General features: G+C 37.4%; 16 protein-coding genes. 3 read left to right on the top strand and 13 right to left on the bottom strand.

Going from position 1 to position 18,376, the window contains the following annotated elements:
- Positions 1-4: 4 nt before the first annotated feature.
- From PATL70BA_RS11300 to PATL70BA_RS11245, 12 genes are all read right to left on the bottom strand, one after another.
- Entirely contained in the window at positions 5-1,417 is a 1,413-nt protein-coding gene (locus tag PATL70BA_RS11300) for a dihydrolipoamide acetyltransferase family protein (protein WP_125137453.1), read from the bottom strand.
- Positions 1,418-1,654: 237 nt separating this feature from the next.
- Positions 1,655-2,518, bottom strand: a complete 864-nt coding sequence (gene lipA / locus PATL70BA_RS11295) for a lipoyl synthase (RefSeq protein ID WP_330509893.1) — start codon at positions 2,516-2,518, stop codon at positions 1,655-1,657.
- Entirely contained in the window at positions 2,515-3,249 is a 735-nt protein-coding gene (lipB, locus tag PATL70BA_RS11290) for a lipoyl(octanoyl) transferase LipB (RefSeq protein ID WP_125137452.1), read from the bottom strand. The genes lipA and lipB overlap by 4 nt, the downstream gene beginning before the upstream one ends.
- A 33-nt stretch (positions 3,250-3,282) precedes the next feature.
- Complete coding sequence (locus PATL70BA_RS11285) at positions 3,283-4,038, bottom strand: DeoR/GlpR family DNA-binding transcription regulator (protein ID WP_125137451.1); 756 nt, start codon at positions 4,036-4,038, stop codon at positions 3,283-3,285.
- A gap of 301 nt (positions 4,039-4,339) precedes the next feature.
- A complete protein-coding gene (locus PATL70BA_RS11280) occupies positions 4,340-5,116 on the bottom strand; it encodes a DeoR/GlpR family DNA-binding transcription regulator (protein ID WP_243115910.1) in 777 nt (258 codons plus the stop codon).
- A gap of 90 nt (positions 5,117-5,206) precedes the next feature.
- Positions 5,207-6,157, bottom strand: a complete 951-nt coding sequence (locus tag PATL70BA_RS11275) for an ROK family protein (RefSeq protein WP_125137449.1) — start codon at positions 6,155-6,157, stop codon at positions 5,207-5,209.
- A 43-nt stretch (positions 6,158-6,200) separates the two neighbouring features.
- Positions 6,201-6,527, bottom strand: coding sequence for a Dabb family protein (locus PATL70BA_RS11270; RefSeq protein ID WP_197715757.1), 327 nt, complete (start codon positions 6,525-6,527; stop codon positions 6,201-6,203).
- A 42-nt stretch (positions 6,528-6,569) separates the two neighbouring features.
- Positions 6,570-8,288, bottom strand: a complete 1,719-nt coding sequence (locus PATL70BA_RS11265; protein WP_125137447.1) for a methyl-accepting chemotaxis protein — start codon at positions 8,286-8,288, stop codon at positions 6,570-6,572.
- Between the two features lie 73 nt (positions 8,289-8,361).
- Positions 8,362-9,330, bottom strand: a complete 969-nt coding sequence (locus PATL70BA_RS11260; RefSeq protein WP_125137446.1) for an ABC transporter permease — start codon at positions 9,328-9,330, stop codon at positions 8,362-8,364.
- A 12-nt stretch (positions 9,331-9,342) separates the two neighbouring features.
- Entirely contained in the window at positions 9,343-10,320 is a 978-nt protein-coding gene (locus tag PATL70BA_RS11255) for an ABC transporter permease (protein ID WP_172596219.1), read from the bottom strand.
- Positions 10,304-11,821 carry a sugar ABC transporter ATP-binding protein gene (locus PATL70BA_RS11250; RefSeq protein ID WP_125137444.1) on the bottom strand — a complete coding sequence of 506 codons (1,518 nt, stop codon included), beginning with the start codon at positions 11,819-11,821 and terminating at the stop codon, positions 10,304-10,306. The genes PATL70BA_RS11255 and PATL70BA_RS11250 overlap by 17 nt, the downstream gene beginning before the upstream one ends.
- Positions 11,822-11,909: 88 nt before the next feature.
- Positions 11,910-12,944, bottom strand: a complete 1,035-nt coding sequence (locus PATL70BA_RS11245) for a sugar ABC transporter substrate-binding protein (RefSeq protein WP_125137443.1) — start codon at positions 12,942-12,944, stop codon at positions 11,910-11,912.
- A gap of 509 nt (positions 12,945-13,453) precedes the next feature.
- On the opposite strand from PATL70BA_RS11245, the gene PATL70BA_RS11240 reads away from it, so the two are divergent.
- Positions 13,454-14,197, top strand: coding sequence for a DeoR/GlpR family DNA-binding transcription regulator (locus tag PATL70BA_RS11240; protein ID WP_243115909.1), 744 nt, complete (start codon positions 13,454-13,456; stop codon positions 14,195-14,197).
- A gap of 24 nt (positions 14,198-14,221) precedes the next feature.
- Here PATL70BA_RS11240 and PATL70BA_RS11235 read toward each other — a convergent pair whose 3' ends face one another.
- On the bottom strand, positions 14,222-14,719 hold the full coding sequence (locus PATL70BA_RS11235) for a heme-degrading domain-containing protein (RefSeq protein WP_243115908.1): 498 nt from the start codon (positions 14,717-14,719) through the stop codon (positions 14,222-14,224).
- Between the two features lie 342 nt (positions 14,720-15,061).
- Between PATL70BA_RS11235 and PATL70BA_RS11230 the strand changes: the two genes are divergently transcribed.
- A complete protein-coding gene (locus PATL70BA_RS11230) occupies positions 15,062-17,452 on the top strand; it encodes a glycyl radical protein (protein ID WP_125137441.1) in 2,391 nt (796 codons plus the stop codon).
- Positions 17,449-18,372, top strand: a complete 924-nt coding sequence (locus PATL70BA_RS11225) for a glycyl-radical enzyme activating protein (protein ID WP_125137440.1) — start codon at positions 17,449-17,451, stop codon at positions 18,370-18,372. Before PATL70BA_RS11230 ends, PATL70BA_RS11225 begins: the two co-directional genes overlap by 4 nt.
- The last annotated feature ends 4 nt before the right edge of the window (positions 18,373-18,376 follow it).

The following is an 18,376-nucleotide window of genomic DNA, read 5'->3' as shown; positions in this document are numbered from 1 at the left end:
TGGTTTACATTGCTAACAAAAGGCTAAATTTCTCAAGATTTTCTCTAAGTTCTTTCAAGAATCTTGCTGCTGCTGCGCCATCTAATGCTCTATGATCCATCGTTAAAGATAAGACCATAGAGGGGTATAAGACGATTTTCCCTTGTACTTCTTTAGGCATGTTCACTATGGTACCAACACCTAGGATGCCTGTTTGAGGCGCATTCAGTATTGGTGTGAAGGATTCTATACCTAGACTGCCTAGATTTGTAACGGTAAATGTGCCGCCTCTAAGATGATCCGGATTGATTGTGCCTTCTCTACATTCAGACGCTAAGACTCTTAACTCTTTAGAAATAACATCCAATGACTTCATATCACAATAAGATAGTGTCGGTACCATAAGGCCTCGATCTGTATCCACGGCAACACCCAGATGGACATGTTCATAAAGATGCATTTCGTCGCCTAATAAATGAGCATTAAGAGCTTTATGGTTTTTCACTGTACGGGATACTGCAAATAAAATCATATCATTAATAGAGATATTGCTAAGATTCATGGATTCATTTCGATCTTTGATCTGTTGTCTGTATTCTAATAGCGCTGTTGCATCAAATGATGCGTTAAGCGTGAGTTGGGCTGTGGTTTCCAGTGATTTTAGCATGTTTTTTGATATGACTTTTCTAGTTTGAGACAATTTGACACTCTCAAATTTCTTTTCAATATGATGATCATCTGATGAACCCATGAATGGTTTTTCCGGGACTTTCTTCAAAGATTCATCTTGTCTTATTTCAAGGTCATTTGTTGTGATTCTCTGTCCTAGGCCGGTTCCTAATCCTGTTTCTTGATTCTTACCTATTTCCAGACCATAATACCCGTCTCTAGCAGCAGAACTCACAAATGGGCCTGATTCTAACATGCTTATGATGTCTGGTTCAATGATTCTACCTTCCGGACCGCTCGCGCTTGCCTGACGGTAATCTATGCCTTTTTTCAAGGCCAATGCTTTTGCCCTTGGAGAGATTTTCGCTTTTGTATTTTTAGTGTCATCCACAACGACCCCGTCAAAAGCATCACTTTTTCCTACTGGAAGTTTTTCATCTATTGTCTCTGCCTCTGGAGTAGCTGGTGTATTCGAATTGGCTCCACTTGAAATAGCCTCTTGTTGATATTCTGATAGGTCCACGACTTCATCTGCTTCACCGATAATACATACTGCTTCTTGTACCGGGACTTCATCATATTCTTTATACAATACATTTAGTACGGTCCCGCTAACTTCAGACTCCACTTCAAATGTCGTTTTGTCTGTCTCAATTACAAATAGTAAATCACCGACTGAGACTTGATCGCCAACTTTCACATGCCATTCTGCCAATAATGCACTTTCTTCCGAAAGACCCCGTTGAGGCATTTTTACAATTGTTGCCATAAGCTTCCTCCTAATATTTGCTTTCTTTTTACATTTTATGTTATTTATATACATTCGAACTCATTTATATGTTCTATTTTATCATTTAATGTTAACTAAGTCAATCTATAGTGTGATATTATTGTTATTTATTTACATAATATTTTCATAATCAAGAGAATAATTCACAAAAAAAATACAACTACTCTTATAGTTGTATTTTGATATGTGGTTATTTATGCTATTGTCTTATCTATGTTACTTGTGCTTATATGCATCTGCCGCATGATAGGAACTGCGAACAAAAGGTGATGATGCTACATGACTAAAACCAAGCGCCATGCCATAATCATAATAACGCTTAAACACATCCGGATGAACATACTCAATTAACGGGTGATGTTTCTTTGAAGGTGGTAAGTATTGCCCAATGGTGAGTAAGTCACATCCATTTTCCCTTAATGCTTCAAGTACTTCATACACTTCAGCTTCTTTTTCTCCAAGGCCAACCATCATACCGGACTTGGATACGATGTCAGAATCCATCCACTTAATATTCTTAAGTAGTTCTAAGGATCTTTCATAGATGGCCATCGGTCTAACATCTTTGTACAATCTAGGAACGGTTTCTATATTATGATTGATGATATGTGGCTTTGCTTTTACGATTTTTTGTAATGCTTGTTCGTTACCTTCTAGATCAGGAATTAATACTTCTATGATGACATTCTTGTCCATATGTCTAATCTGTTCTATGACTTCAACATAATGGCTTGCGCCACCATCCGACAAGTCATCTCTTGTAACAGATGTTATGACAACATGTTTTAAGTTTAGCTCACGAACGGCTTTTGCTACGCTTAGCGGCTCTTTAGCATCCACAGGATCCGGCTTCGTCTTTTCTACGGCACAAAAGGTACAGTTTCTTGTACATGATCTGCCAAGAATCATAAATGTTGCAGTTTTATTATTATAGCACTCGAGTTGATTCGGACATACCGCTGCTTCACATACTGTATTTAGTCCGAATTTCTTCAAAACACCTTCCATAGATTCAAATCCTTCACTGCTTCGGTATGTAACCCTAAGCCACTCCGGCTTGTTTGATTTGATTATTCTCACGCCTTTCCTATGTCACTTAAAAGTAGGTCGTCCATATTTGTTAAAAACGCTTGTTTATCCGTAGTATATGTCTTTACATTAAATAATTCGGAAAAATATTGGATGATCCATTCTCTGATCTGATGCTCGTCTTCTGCCCTACCGATTAACTCTTGTAATGAAGTAACACCTTTTTCCTTGATGCCACAAGGAACAATCCAATCAAATTCGTCCATTTTTGTATTCACATTAAAGGCAAAACCGTGCATACTGACCCATCTTTTAATCTCAAAACCTACAGCTGTTATTTTGTTATCATCCACCCAAACACCCGGATGAAGCGGGTCTCTATTGGCTGTTATATCGTAATGCTCTTTTAATAATCGAATAAATATTTCTTCAACATTCCTGACAAAGCTACGAATGTCTTTACCATGGTTTTTTAAGTCTATAATAGGATACCCTACAATCTGGCCCGGCCCATGATAGGTGACGTCACCACCCCGTCTAATTTCATAAACAGGTACGTGTTTGTCTTTTAGAAATTGATCTGTGACAAGAATATGATCACTTGCCCCTCGTATCCCTGATGTAATCACAGAATCATGTTCAACCAATAATAAAGTATCACCTATTAGATTTTTCTGACGTAACCCCAGTGCCTTCTTCTGCAGATCATATACTTCTTTATAATCCATCAACCCAAGTTGAACAATTTGAACCTCTATATCAATGACCTCCATATCATGCATACCTTCATTTATGCGTTAAAGGCATCTCATCTTTTAGTATACGGCTACATTGTTGGCTATCGTAGCCGTCATAATCTCATCCGGTAATTTTTTATCTGTCACCAACACATCTATTTCTTTAAGACCTGCAAATGTATAAGGCATATTCTTATTGATTTTACTTGAGTCCATCAATACAACAACTTTTTTTGCTTTCTGTATCACATATTTCTTCAATTCACATTCATTATAGTCGCCACTCGTCAACCCGGCTTCCAGAGAAAATCCGGACGTAGCCATAAAAGCAATATCAATGTTAACAAGTTTTACAAACTCGATTGCCCCTAAACCTGACACCGAAATATTGTTTCTGTTTAGTTGTCCTCCAATAAGCATGATTGAAGGATTTGTCTTTTTTGCCACCTCAATGCCAATATTGGGACCACTTGTTAATATGGATAAGTGTTCATTGGGTAATATATCTGCTAAACACATAATCGTTGAACCTGAATCTAAATATAGGGAGCGACCTTGTTCTATTAATTCTACCGCTTTTTGGGCGATGATTTCTTTCGCCTCAATATTCTCTTCCGCTCTAAGATTATATCTCACTTCCTTCGAGCCTTTTATTGAGTCAACCGATACAGCCCCACTTCGAACACGTAGTATCAGTCCTTGTTTTTCGAGCTGTGCTAAGTCTCTTCTTAGTGTCATACTCGAAACATCAGGGAAAATTTTCTCAAGTTCTTTTAATTTTACTTCACCCTTTTGCTGAACATACTCATTTAATTTTTCGGTTCTGTCATTCATACTCTTCACATCCTCATTTGGTTTTATAAGGCAGAAACTTCCGCCAATTACAAGTTTAACACACAAAGATTGGTATCTCAAGGATTTATATGTTAAAACTTAACAATCTTTGTTATATATAAACAAATATAGCATGATACACAACGTACGTCAAATTTTTTTTAATACAATTTGTTTCATTTATAAACAGATTGACTTTGTCTCGTTACAAGAAAAGAAAAAGCCTAGAGAATCAGGCTTTTTCTTCATGTATGGTATAGGAGAAGCATTAAAAGCCAAAAAAATCTTTCAATTATGTATGCTATAATACTTCAATATTTTGCTCTTCTAATTTTGAAATAACCTTAGGATCGTCAATACGATCAACAACGAAAGCATCAAAGTCATTGATATCCGCAAACCGATACACACCGTCTTGATTAAACTTCGTTGAATCTATGACAAGATAACTTTTCTTACTGGCTTTCATGATGGCTTTCTTTGTGTTTCCGTCTTCAACCATGAAAGTCGTAACACTATGATCCATCAAATCTACACCACAACTGCCCACAAAAGCTCTATCCACTTTATATACCGAAAGTGCTTCTATTGTTGATGTTCCAATGAATCCGCTTAATTCCTTATTAAGCACACCACCAATACCAATGACTTCAATATAAGGTGATTTGGATAATATTTGAATAATATCAATCATATTAGAGATGACCGTCATTCTCTTATTACCTTGTGCTATAGCCTCAGCTACGGAAATATTGGTCGAGGCTATATCCAGAAAAATGGTCTCTTTTTCACAAACCATGTTATACACTTTTTCTGCAATCATCTTTTTTGACTTTATATTATCATCTATTCTATTGATGATACTTTTATTAAGACTTGCTTCTCGCTTAGAAACAGCGCCGCCGTAAGTTCTCTTAAGTATCCCTGTTTTCTCCAGATTGCTTAGATCTTTTCGAATACAATCATCCGTTACTTCAAAAATCTTACTCAAATCTTTCACAATAACCTTTCCATTGGCATTTAGTATCTTTGTAATCTCTTGAAGTCTCTCTTCTGCAAACATTTTTTTCCCTTTCACGCACAATTTATTGTTGATTATTAATTATACGCTTTATCGGGTTTTTCTTCAAGAAATAATAACAAACAATTCTCTTCGTAAGTGAACGCCTTAATCAATCAGTGTTGCAGCACCCACTATGCCAACATCGTCACCAAGTTTTGCCGGAACAATCTCAATAGGATAATCCGCAGCAAAACGTATAAACTCTGCAAACTTAAGGTTCATTCTTTCATACAACGGTTTTCCGAGTTTTGATACACTACCACCTAACACATAGTGCTTTATGTTAAAAATCTGATATAAATTAACAAACATAATACCAATGCCATCACCAAGTCTTTCAATGGCTTTTTGTGCTAATTTGTCTCCATCCTTTGCTGCAATACCTATATGTTTACCGGAAAGCTCTTCATCTTCACCAACATAGTCCATGATCGTACTGGTTTCGCCATGTTTCATTTGATCTAGGACATACTGAATCATTTTGGGTCCGGATGCTGATGCCATCAAACACCCAACATTGCCACAGCTGCATGTATAGCCAAAATCGCTAACAATCATATGGCCAATTTCACCTGCCGCACCATAGTCACCTCTAAAAATCGCATCATTTATAATGATACCGCCACCAATCCCGGTACTCACGGTAATATAAATCATATTTTTATTGCCGATGCCGGCACCGAACTTTTGTTCAGCAAGGGCTGCAACATTAGCGTCATTATCAATCTCAACCCTTGTACCTAATCGCTCTGAGAAAAGTTGCCTAACAGGAACATTTTTCCATGTGGGTAGATTGGATCCGGTGATAACATAACCATTTTCATAATCGATGTGACAGGGGAACCCTGCGCCGACGCCTTTAACCTCTTCCATGGTAAGCCCATTGGATTTAAGCAATTCCTTACACACGTTACTCATATCATCTAACATTTCTTCGGGCTTGGATGCCTGATTTGTTTTTGTTACACGCTTATCCAGTAGGTTTAATGCTTCATCGAATAATCCATATGCAATTTTTGTGCCACCAACATCTATGCCAATTGTGTATTTTTTCATATTTTCCTCCAGCTTTAACAACGTACTACAAATACTTTTTATTTTAGGCCCAATAATCAACGACACAAGCTTTATCCAAATATGCCTTAATGAATGCTACAAACATCTGATGCTTTGGATGTATGATATATGCATCCCGATCTTTCTCATCCTCAAAGCTTAACATAAAGCAGTGGGTAAAACCATTACTTAAGCCTTCTTTGCTGATATTTGTTCCCCATTCAAGGTCCTTAACCAGTGTGATCTCATGTTTAAGTAAAGCAAATCTCTTTTCAATCTCTCGAATAATACTTATATCTATTCCTTCATTGAATTTGAAAAGTACCAAATGTCTTAGTCGTGTTTTCTTACTATCGTTTTCTGTTTTCATTTGTTGCCTCCATAAACTTATTGTCATCCTTGTAAAAATACGCTATTCAAATACAAATTGGCTTACCATCAATTTTAAGTCTTCTGACATTTCAGATAGTATACTTGCATAAGATGTAATCTCTTGAAGACCGGCTGATTGTTGTTGAACCGCCGCTGCAACATGTGTGCTTTCATCTGAGGATCCTTTTGCTAATTGTGAAATCACATAACTCATTTCTTCAACTTCTTTGATACCTTCAACCATCTTTTCTATCTCCGCTGATATATCTTTAATGCGATTATCGACTTCTTTACTCGTATCCACAATCTCACCAAAAGAGTCTTTGGCGGCGTTGGCCATTTGCGCACCTTCTTTTACTTCTTTAACCCCTATCATCATACTGCTTGCAAGTTCCTGTGAAGTGCTATGAATGTCGTTTAGCATGACCGTGATTTCCTTTGTTGCATCTGAGGAACTTTGAGCCAATTTTCTGATTTCATCCGCTACAACAGCAAAACCCTTTCCATGAACACCGGCTCTAGCCGCTTCAATAGCCGCATTTAATGACAACAGATTGGTTTGGGATGCCATGTTTGTTATGGTATCAACGACTTTCTTGATTTCTGTGGATTTTACATTTAGTATATCTGATACTGTATGTGTTGAAACAATCTTTTCTTCTATCACGACAATTTGTTCTAGCAACGCATTCATCTTAATGTTACCATTATTGGCTGCGTGGGTTGCCATGTTTGAAGATGACAGAACCTTACTGATATCTTCATAGGCTTTCTTGTTACCTTCATTTAACTTTTTAGCAATATTGAAGGTTCTTTCCGATTTTTCTGTCTGATCGAGAGCATCTTCACTGATTTGCTTAATGGAAATAGCAACCTGCTCAATAGCTTTTGAGCTTTCTTCTGAGTTTTGTTTCAAGAATTCTGAAGATCGTGCGATATTATTACTATTTTCACTAATTTTTCCAATCATCGTTCTTAGGTTATCGCCCATCTTATTAAACGCTTTAACCAAGATTGACAAATCATCTCTAGAATTGGCTTTGATTTGGGTTGCCAACAGGTTGCCATCTGCAATACTTTGTGCATGATGGGCTAATTTTGCAATCATGCCGGTAATTTTATTCGTCAGAATGGTTGCTCCCGTAATACTAATGATTGCTATAAGTATAATGCTGATTAGAACCACTTGACCTGTTACGACCGCTGCGGCTGTCAATCTGTCTTTTTCTATAGCGTTATAGTTCAACTCATTTTTTAGTAATTCCTGAAGTGTTAAGCCAACATACCCGATTAATTTTTTTGACTCTGCATTTGCTTCAATATAACCTGCTGAATCTTTATTGTCACTGTAAGTTATGGCATTTTCAACATTAACACGATAATCATCAAGTCTCTTAACGGTTGCGTCAATCAGTCTAATACCATCTTCATTTTTTGTATACACTTTTAGTTTAGATATTTTTTCATCATTTTCATCCAACAGATCCATTATGATTTGCTTGTTTTCAGGTGTTTTATCAAGTGAGTATACCGATATGGCGGTTGCAACTGCGATACCATTGTCAGTTATAATGGTATTTGCAATAATTGCCGACTCCACCATTTCACTCATTTCTACCAAGGAGGCTTGTAACTTTGCATAGGTGAAAAGACTGATCAAACCCATCACAAAAATAATGATTGCAAACCCCATGATTAGTTTTGCCTTTATGGAAAAGCTTGCTCCTTTTATACCTGCTATGTTTTTAACTTTTTTCATCGATTAACCTCCATGGATGGTTCCCTTACATCTGGGTGCTTTGCCAAGAATACGCATACCTGTCTTATAAGCATTAAACTTTTTCTCTTATTCGCTTCCTACTATAACTATCCAGTGCAATTACTGTCGCAATGATAATACCTGTCATGACCATTTGAGTATAGGAATTCACCCTCAACATATTCATGGCATTTTGCAAGACGCCATATACAAATATTAGCCCGATTGCGGAACGTGGTACACTTCCTATCCCTCCGGCAAATGAAGTCCCACCAACAACGACAGCACTATAGATTACAAACCCTGTTGTAAGACCATAATTGGCGTTGCCGGTACCAAACTTGGATGCAAGTAAAACACCACCAAGTGCAGCAATCACGCCGGAAAGTACGAATGCATAAAACTTATTTGCACGTACATTGATGCCGGAGTACTCAGCAACTTCATAGTCACCGCCTATGGCGTATAGATTTCTACCAAATGAAGTATACCTTAATATGTAATGCACGATCGCAAACATGATCACAGTAAAATAAATCAGATTTAACCGTTCTCCAAAAATCATGCCGTTTGAAATATTTAGAAATGCTTTATTTTCAGCCACAATGGGACGGGCATTTGTAATAAGTCTTCCAAGACCTAGGAGTGAAATCCCCATACCAAGGGTTATAATAAAAGGTTCAGTTTTATGATATACAACAATATAACCATTTATGGCTCCGACGATCCCACCGAAAATCAAAGCACAAAGCACAGCTAAGCTTATTGGTACATTGTTATTCATGAGATAAACCGCTAAGACACCTGAAACAGACATGTTGAAACCGATTGATAAATCAACACCGCCTGCAACCAGTACAATCGTAGCACCAAATCCGATAATTAGATATATTGATGAAGTGGTTAGCATCGTCTTCATATTATATATAGTAAAAAAATTGGTACTGTTAAACGCTAATACTATCAGTGTTAGTACAATGGCAAGAACAGCTCTTTGGTTCATTATGACACTTAATATCTTTTTGATATTCATCTTATCCATTTTAGCTTCCTCCTAATTATTTTTTCTAGCATCAAGCCAAATAGCTATGATTAATATGGCACCTCTAGTTATATCTTGCCAGAATATTGTAATGCCCAGCAAATTCATGCAGTTACTAATAAGTATAACAATCAGCGCTCCAATGATGGTACGTAATACACTACCTCTACCTCCACCAAGGTAGGTGCCACCAAGAACAACGGCGAGGATAACATCCGTCTCCAAACCTATACTCATAGCACTCGTAACGGTGGTCGCTCTAGACATAAACACGATTGCACCTATCGCTGTCATAATTCCGCAAATCATATAGACAATTGTAATGCTTCGATAGATGGGTATACCGGCAATTCTTGCAGCCGTCTTATTCCCACCTGTTAGCATAACGGATCTGCCCATATAGGTTTTGGACTGAAAAAAATATAGGATAAAAATTGCAAATAGGAAAATCACAAAGGATATTGAAAATGGTCCAATAAATCCTAATCCCACATATTGAAAGGCAGAATAACTTGAAGTAAGATCTATACTCATATTCATCGTTTTACCGTTAGAAATCATCTGACCGATTCCAATATATGCCGTACTTAATCCATATGTTATAAACAATGCTTCTGCTTGAGTTAAGGCACCGCTAAATATAATAACCTTGCTGTTGAAATATCCAAAAAGGCCTCCAAAGGCTATACCAACAAACATTGCAGGTATTTGACCTATCGGATCAATGAGCTTCATGACGATAACTGCGACAAGAAAAAGTTGGCCTGTTACGGATAGGTCGATAAAACCTGCCAGTATAACAAATGTCATACCGAGTGCAACCAATATCAAAGGACCGAACTGACGCATGATATTAACCATATTGCCACTTGTCATAAATCTTGGTTCAACAATGGATGTTATAATTACTAATACCATAATTCCAAAGACGATCGTATACTCTTTTAACAATGTATTAAAAATACTACCTAATCTAATTTGTTTGGTCATTTTTCTGTTCCTCCTCACCCATACCAAGTGCATTTCTCATAATATGGTCTGGTGTCGTCTTTAGAGGATCAAATTCACCTGTAATTCGCCCCTCATAAACTGTCAAAACTCTATTGCTCATGTTGAGTACTTCAGGAAGTTCAGATGAGATCAAAATAATAGCGCCTCCGCTTTCTGCAATTTCCTTCATTAATAAATAAATTTCATATTTGGCACCTACATCAATACCGCGCGTCGGTTCATCTAGAATAAGAACCCTTGGTCCTGTTTCCAACCATCCACCAAGTACTACCTTCTGTTGATTTCCACCGGATAAACTACTGACTTTTGTTAAAATAGTAGGTGTCTTAACATTTAATCCTTTGACTTGTCGCTCTGCCATTTCTTTTTCTTTTGATTTATTTAATATGCCAAATTTTGATAATCGATCCAAACTTGCCATAGAAACATTCTTTTCAACAGTGAAGCTTAACACAAGACCTTGCTGTTTTCGGTCTTCTGTCACCAAAGCCAAACCTGCATTCATAGCGTCTTTTGGATTTTTGATCGTTACAACTTTACCATCAATCAAGATCTCATGACCTTTAACTTGATCTGCGCCAAATATAGCTCTAACAATCTCTGTTCTACCCGCTCCTACTAGTCCTACAAAACCAAGTATTTCACCTTTTCGAAGTTTAAATGATACATTTTTTAATTTATTAGTATTGAGCGACTTAACCTGAAGCAGTACTTCTCCATCGCATTTTGGGCGCTCAGGAAATTCATTTTCAATGGTACGACCAACCATTTTTGCAATCATCTCATTACGGGTTATATCTGAAGTTAATTGAGTATCTATAACATGACCATCACGCATAATGGTAACTCTATTACACAATTCAAAAATCTCGTCTAATTTATGACTAATATAAATAATCGTAATACCTTTTTCTTTAAGTTGCTTAATAACGGCAATCAACTTGTCCATTTCGTCTTGTGTCAAACTACTACTTGGTTCATCCATGATAATAAGTTTGGATTCAAAAGATAAAGCCTTCGCAATCTCAACCATTTGTTTCTCTGAAACACTCAGTTCATCGACCAACTGATACGTATCTAAATTAGCACCTATACTATCTAAAAGTGCTTTAGCTTTTGTGTGCGTACCACGCATACCACCCATTTCTTTAAAGCGTCCTAGAAAAACATTTTCTCCCACACTCATGGTATGCACCAGATTTAGTTCTTGGTAAATAATGCTCATACCCATACGCTGCGATTCAACCGGCGAAGTATGATGTACAATGGCTCCGTCAAAAGTAATTGTACCTGCATCTTTTTTAAGTACACCTGATAATATCTTCATTAATGTTGATTTACCAGCACCGTTTTCCCCTACAAGACCATGTACCTCACCACGTCTTATGTCAATAGAAACTTGATCCAGTGCCTTAACACCCGGGAAAGACTTTTCCACATCCTGAATACTGAGAATAATGTTGCTATTTTTATTATCCATCGACTGACCTCTTTCAACTTATTTATTTAGAAGGCTCGTTTTGATATAATATCAAAACGAGCCCGCATTAATATTAAGATAATTTATTTTACCATTCTGGGAATGTGAAATCATCAATAGTTTCTGGTGTAACTAACATAAGAGGTATAAAGTTTTGAGTTGTAACGGTCTCGCCATCAAGTACAGCTCTTGTAAGCTCTAAAGATTTTTTACTCATTTCCATGAAATCTTGACCAATTGTTAAGTCTTGGGTTCCGTCCATTACTTGTTGAACACCTGATTGGCTTCCATCAATACCTACTAGGAACATACCTTTTGTATCCATACCAGCTGCATCAAGGGCCTGAATGACACCTGTAAGTCCACCATCCCAGTGACAGAATACGCCTTCAATATCATCACCATACTTAACAATAAAGTCATCCATGATTGCTAATGCTTGATCCGTACTCCATTGGTCGCATGCTTGAGAGTCTAATACTTCAATATTAGAATTTGATATAACCGGTTCGAAAGCACCATGACGTTTGATTTGAGCATCATGACCGGCTTGGCCACCAACTTCTACAATCTTAGCACCGTCAGGAAAGTTTGCAATAAATGCATTTGCGGCTTCAACACCTGCTTGATTATCATCAACACCAACAAAGAAATCACGAAGGTCTTCAGATCCTACAGGAACGTCTGATGAGAACATACCTACAATAATACCTGCATCTTTTGCTTCTTGTAAAGCCGGAAGAATCGCATTGATATCATTTGGATTCACATAAATCGCTGAAACACCTTGAGCAATCGCTTGTTGTACACTTGAAGCTTCAAGTTGCGCATCACCTGCTGCATTAAACACAACTGCTTTTAGGTTGTAGTCCTTAGCATAGGTTTCAAATAATGATGCCGCATATGCTTGTGATGGGTTTCCCATGTCCGCACATATGAAAGCAATTGTAGCTTCGTCACCAGTTTCTGCAACTGTTGCCTCAGCATTGGTTTCTGTTTCTTCAACTGTACCTACTTCTGTTACTTCGGCGGCTTCTTCTGTTTTATCTCCACAACCAGCCAAAGCAATGACCATAACAAATACTAGCAATACCCCGATAATTCTTTTGCTTACTAACTTCATTACATATTCCTCCTTAAATTATACTATAATAGTAGCATGTTACATCTATCTAATGACCAAAGCACAGATTTAAGGAAATGATCAATAATCTATATTTGGTCCATAGAACATATTTATAAAAATTTTCTGTTTCTCTTCGAACATTTTACAATATGATGCTTGTTTACTTACTTTAATAACCTATTCTTCTTTCATTTGAAATCCTTATGGCTCAATTATATAACATTATTTTGTTAATTGCAACAAATATTTGTGCATTTTTTTCATTTTCGAGGTTGCTAGTTCACTTTGCTATACAATACACTGCATCAGCGCCTTCATTCATCTTATTTTTCGTGTATTACGCACCAAAATACACATGCAAACATTCAACATTTCATTGTTAAGATGAAGCTAAGCAGCTTTCATATGATTTTTATTATTGCTTTTTATGAAGAACTACAGTATAATCATTTTAACGATGAACCATTAATCATTAAATCAGATATAGAATTTGGAAGGTGACTTTTTTGAATGATCGACAGATTGCAATACTTAACTTAGTTTCAGAAAAGAAAAAAATTAATGTCGCCAGTCTTTCAGAAAAATTAGGTGTGTCACAAGTGACCATTCGGCAGGATCTGAAGATGTTAGAAGCCGATGGTATGTTGAAACGCTACCATGGTGGCGCAATGCCCGTTTCCAACGATGATATGCTAAGAAGACTTTCGGTCAACTTCGAAACCAAGTCCCAAATAGCCAAAATGGCCGCTTCATTAGTTAAAAATGGCGAAACTGTTTTAATCGAATCCGGATCCACCAATGCTTTGCTAGCTGCAGAGCTAGGTAAGAAAAGTGGTATAACCATCGTAACTAATTCCGCATTCATCAGTAGATTTGTAAGAGATTTGAACAACGTTAAGATTATTTTACTTGGCGGCGAGTATCAACACGAATCAGAAGTCTTAGTCGGTCCTCTAACACGCTTGTGCGTCAAAGAATTTCATGTCGATAAAGTATTTATCGGTGTAGATGGTTTTAGCCAGTCTACAGGGTTTACATGTACCAATCTATTTAGAGCAGAAGTTGCCAAATCCATGGCACAGCAGGCACAACAGATTATAATCGTAACCGATTCAACGAAGTTTAATGAAGTCGGTGTTGCCAGTCAATTTAGACCCCACGAAGTTGATATTGTCATCACCGATTCCAAGATTGTACCAGAAGATCAAGGTTTCTTAGAAAATGCTAACGTAAAAGTTATAACCGTTTAAAAAGATGAGGCAGCCTTGGCTACCTCATCTTTTTTTATTCAAAAACCACTTGAGTGTCTCTGTTACGACTCTGTGATCTTCATGGTCCGGGAGTCCTGAGACCGTTATCGTACCAAGCACTACCCCTTCCATATCCATAATCGGATACGCACCTCCATAGGGTGCATAGTCTTCTGAGTCTAAGTGATAGTACTCTTCGATGGTCGTATTGTTAGATTTTAACAAAAGGCTTATGTAATATGAACTTTTTTGAAACTTTAATGCTACTCTATTCTTTCTAATGACCCATCTGTCATTTTCTTCATTCGTTCCTTCAAGAGCACAATGAAATAATTGCTGCTTCCCCTTGCAAATATCAATCGTAATCGATAGTTTTTCTTCTTTCGCCCTCTCCAACAGTCTTAATCCTATAGTGACTGCCGTGTCAGAATTAAATGTCTCGAATCTCAAGCTACTATGCTCGTTTTCTAGTTGGCTTAGTCTTTGATCATAATCCATATTTGATATTTTTGTACCATCCATTTTATCTCCTTCACTTAACCACATAATTTAGCATCTCTACCGTTCTCACTTCTTTTTGGAAACTGACCTTCCATAACGCCCCCTCCTTATATAATCTAGTACCTTTCATTTACATATCGACTTCAGCATTTTACTCAATTATACAATTGGAATCTTATAAACGTCAACCTTTAAAAGTACTTTTTCTTACATATGAAAGAAATTGACTTTTAATCGAAACTTTATTATAATTGTATATATGATTAAGCTGCCAAAACTTTCAAGAAACCCATTCCACCATATAGAAAGATTACAAATATAACTTTCTTTATCCCATCATCCCATCAAAGCAGGAGGTCGAATATGAGAAAAAATCTTAAAGCTGATATTCTCGAAATATCTAAGCTGAAGTCAACTGATCGAATCAAACGTCTCAAAGAAAAAACTTTAAATGAGCCTAGGTACTTATCTTTAGAGCAAGCTAAAATTATAACAGAATGCTATCAACAAAACGCACACCTACCTAGAATACTCCAAAGAGCTAAAAGTCTTGAAAGTGCCCTTGAGAATATATCTATTTATATTGATGCCGATGAACTCATCGTCGGTAACCGTACACCGGGTATAAGAAGTGGTGTCGTATCACCTGAAGCCGGAATCTCTTGGATTGATGATGAACTCAGCACTTTAGATAGCCGACCCCAAGATAAGTTTTTTGTTAGACCGGAAGATGTTTCTGTTTTTAGAGAAGAGATTTTGCCCTTCTGGAAAGGCAAATCTTTAGAAGATATGATCAAACATAGAATTGGAAATGATATATCCGAAATAAAAAAAGTGGCAAAGATCAATCAAACCGATCATGCTCAGGGTCATATATGCCCCAATACAGAAGATTGGCTTAAGCTCGGCCCTTCTGGATTAAAAACAATTGCTAATACCCATCTTAAAAATGCATCAACCGAGCATAAAGCATTCTACGAGAGCGTTGTCATAACACTTTCAGCTGCACAGATTTTTATGAAACGCTATGGTACATTGGCCGAGCAGATGTCAAAAGGAACTGATGACATACTTGTAAAAGACAATCTCAAGGAGATTGGCCGAATTTGTTTCAAGCTTGCCGAAGATGCGCCTTCAACTTTTCGTGAGGCCATACAATCACTATGGTTTCTCTATGTTATACTTCAAATGGAGTCCAATGCATCTTCCTTTTCACCAGGGCGGGCCGATCAATACTTGTATCCTTACTTAATGCATGATTTGACAAATAACATTATTAACATGCCGGAGGCACTTGAAGTCCTAGAAGCACTATGGCTAAAGTTCAATCAAATTGTCTATTTGAGAAACTCAAATAGCGCTAAATATTTTGCCGGTTTTCCCATTGGATTCAATATTGCTTGTGGTGGCCAAACACAAGATGGTGAAGATGCTTCCAATGCCTTGTCCTATCTTTTCTTAAAAGCACAAGAGCATATACTGCTCCCACAACCCAATCTTTCTGCAAGATTGTTTAAAGGCTCTGCTCCCGAATTTGTATATGAATGCAGCAGAGTCATCGGCATGGGCAGTGGCATGCCACAGATTTTTAATGACGAAAGCATTATTCCGGCCTTAATGCGCCAAGGTATAAAACAAGATGATGCAACCAACTATGCCATCGTCGGATGTGTCGAGTTAACAACCCATGGCAACAATCTAGGCTGGAGCGATGCTGCCATGTTTAACTTGGTTAAAGCGCTTGAGTTAACACTTAATAATGGCATCTGCCTTCAAACAGGCAAGCAATTGGGTATTGCAACCGGCTATTTGACCGACTATAAAACATATCATGATTTGGAAGAAGCTTACAAAAAACAATTAGATTACTTTATTGATAGAATGATTACAACCTGTGATGTCGTTGATAGGATGCACGCTGAGTTTTTGCCTTCCCCATTTCTATCCAGTGTTATTGACGGTTGCTTAGAAAAAGGTATTGATGTCACTGCCGGCGGCGCCCTTTATAATCTATCCGGTATCCAAGCCATTCAAGTTGCCAATTTGGCAGATAGTCTTGCAACCATCAAACACATGATCTATGATGACAAATCATTGGAAGCTTCTGAATTGTTACAGGCTCTGCAAACCAACTATGAAGGCAACGATATTCTAAGGCAATACATCATCAATCGAATACCTAAATATGGTAATGATGTTTCTTGGGTTGACCATATCGGTAACCAATGGGTGGAATATTTTTCCAATAAACTTTCCACCTATGAAAATGCAAGAGGTGGTCCATATCACACAGGTCTTTACACCGTTTCTGCACATATACCAATGGGGCAAAATGTTGGCGCTTCAGCCGATGGCAGACTAAGCAAGGATCCTCTGGCTGATGGTGGCATGTCTGCAATGTATGGTCGGGACAAGCAAGGACCTACTGCCTTGTTGAAATCCGTATCAAGAATTAATTCCATCTATGGTAGCAACGGCACTTTATTAAATATGAAGTTTCTTCCTGACTTCTTCAAAACGGATGAAGGCATAAAAAAGTTCTCCTCAATGCTCATGACCATTGTGCATTTAAACATTAGTCATGTACAGTTTAATGTTTTACGAAAAGAAGATCTCTTATCCGCACAAAAAAATCCAGATGCCTTCAAAGGTCTTACTGTAAGAGTCGCAGGCTACACCGCTTATTTTGTTGATTTGGCAACTGATTTACAAGACGAAATTATTGCAAGAACAAGTTATGGAGACGTCTCATGATCGGAACTATATTTGATATTAAAAAATTCGCTGTACATGATGGACCGGGCATTAGAAGCACCGTCTTCTTAAAAGGCTGTCACCTAAATTGTATCTGGTGCCACAATCCCGAAGGTATCAGCCAAAAAGTGAACCTATGGTATTTTGAAAACAAATGCATAAAATGCCATAAATGTATTGGTTCTTGCCCAAATAGCGCCTTATCCGTACAGGAAAAACCACTTTCACATATCAAAATAGATACTGAGAAATGTTCAAATGCAGGTACTTGTGTAGAAATATGCCCCACAGGCGCTCTATGCTTTGATGGTAGAACCATTTCCACTCAAGAGATTGTTGAAATCTTAATGTCTGACCAAGTGTTTTACGAACAATCTCAGGGTGGTATTACACTTTCAGGTGGTGATCCCTTTTATCAATCGGATTTCGCCCTTGATATTCTTAAGTCCTGCAAAAGCAAAGCTATCCATACCGCTATTGAAACTTGTCTCTATGTACATTCGGATATTCTCGAACATTTTATTCCTTTTGTGGATCTGTTTATTGTAGATATGAAGCTGTTTGATACCTATGAACATCAAAGATACACCGGGGTGCGTAACGAATCCATCAAATTCAATCTTCATTATCTTGCAGACAGAAAAGCCAACCTATTGGTTCGAATTCCTTTGATACCCGGCATAACCGCGAAAGATGAGAATATAAAAAACATTGCTGCTTTTGTCCATAGTATACGAGATGATATCAAAATCGAACTCATCAACTATAATGTGCTGGCCGAGAGCAAATATAGAATCATGAACAAAAGCTACAGCCTGTTGAAAAACATGGAAAGTTTTACCAAAAACGAACTGAACCATTTCATCCAGATTATTAATAGTGAAGGCGTAAGTGTATTAGAAGAAAAATACGTTGATTAATACT

This window comes from Petrocella atlantisensis (genome assembly GCF_900538275.1).
Lineage (GTDB): Bacteria > Bacillota > Clostridia > Lachnospirales > Vallitaleaceae > Petrocella > Petrocella atlantisensis.
Note: the sequence above shows the minus strand (reverse complement) of the source record. Positions and strands in the feature narration are given on the sequence as shown.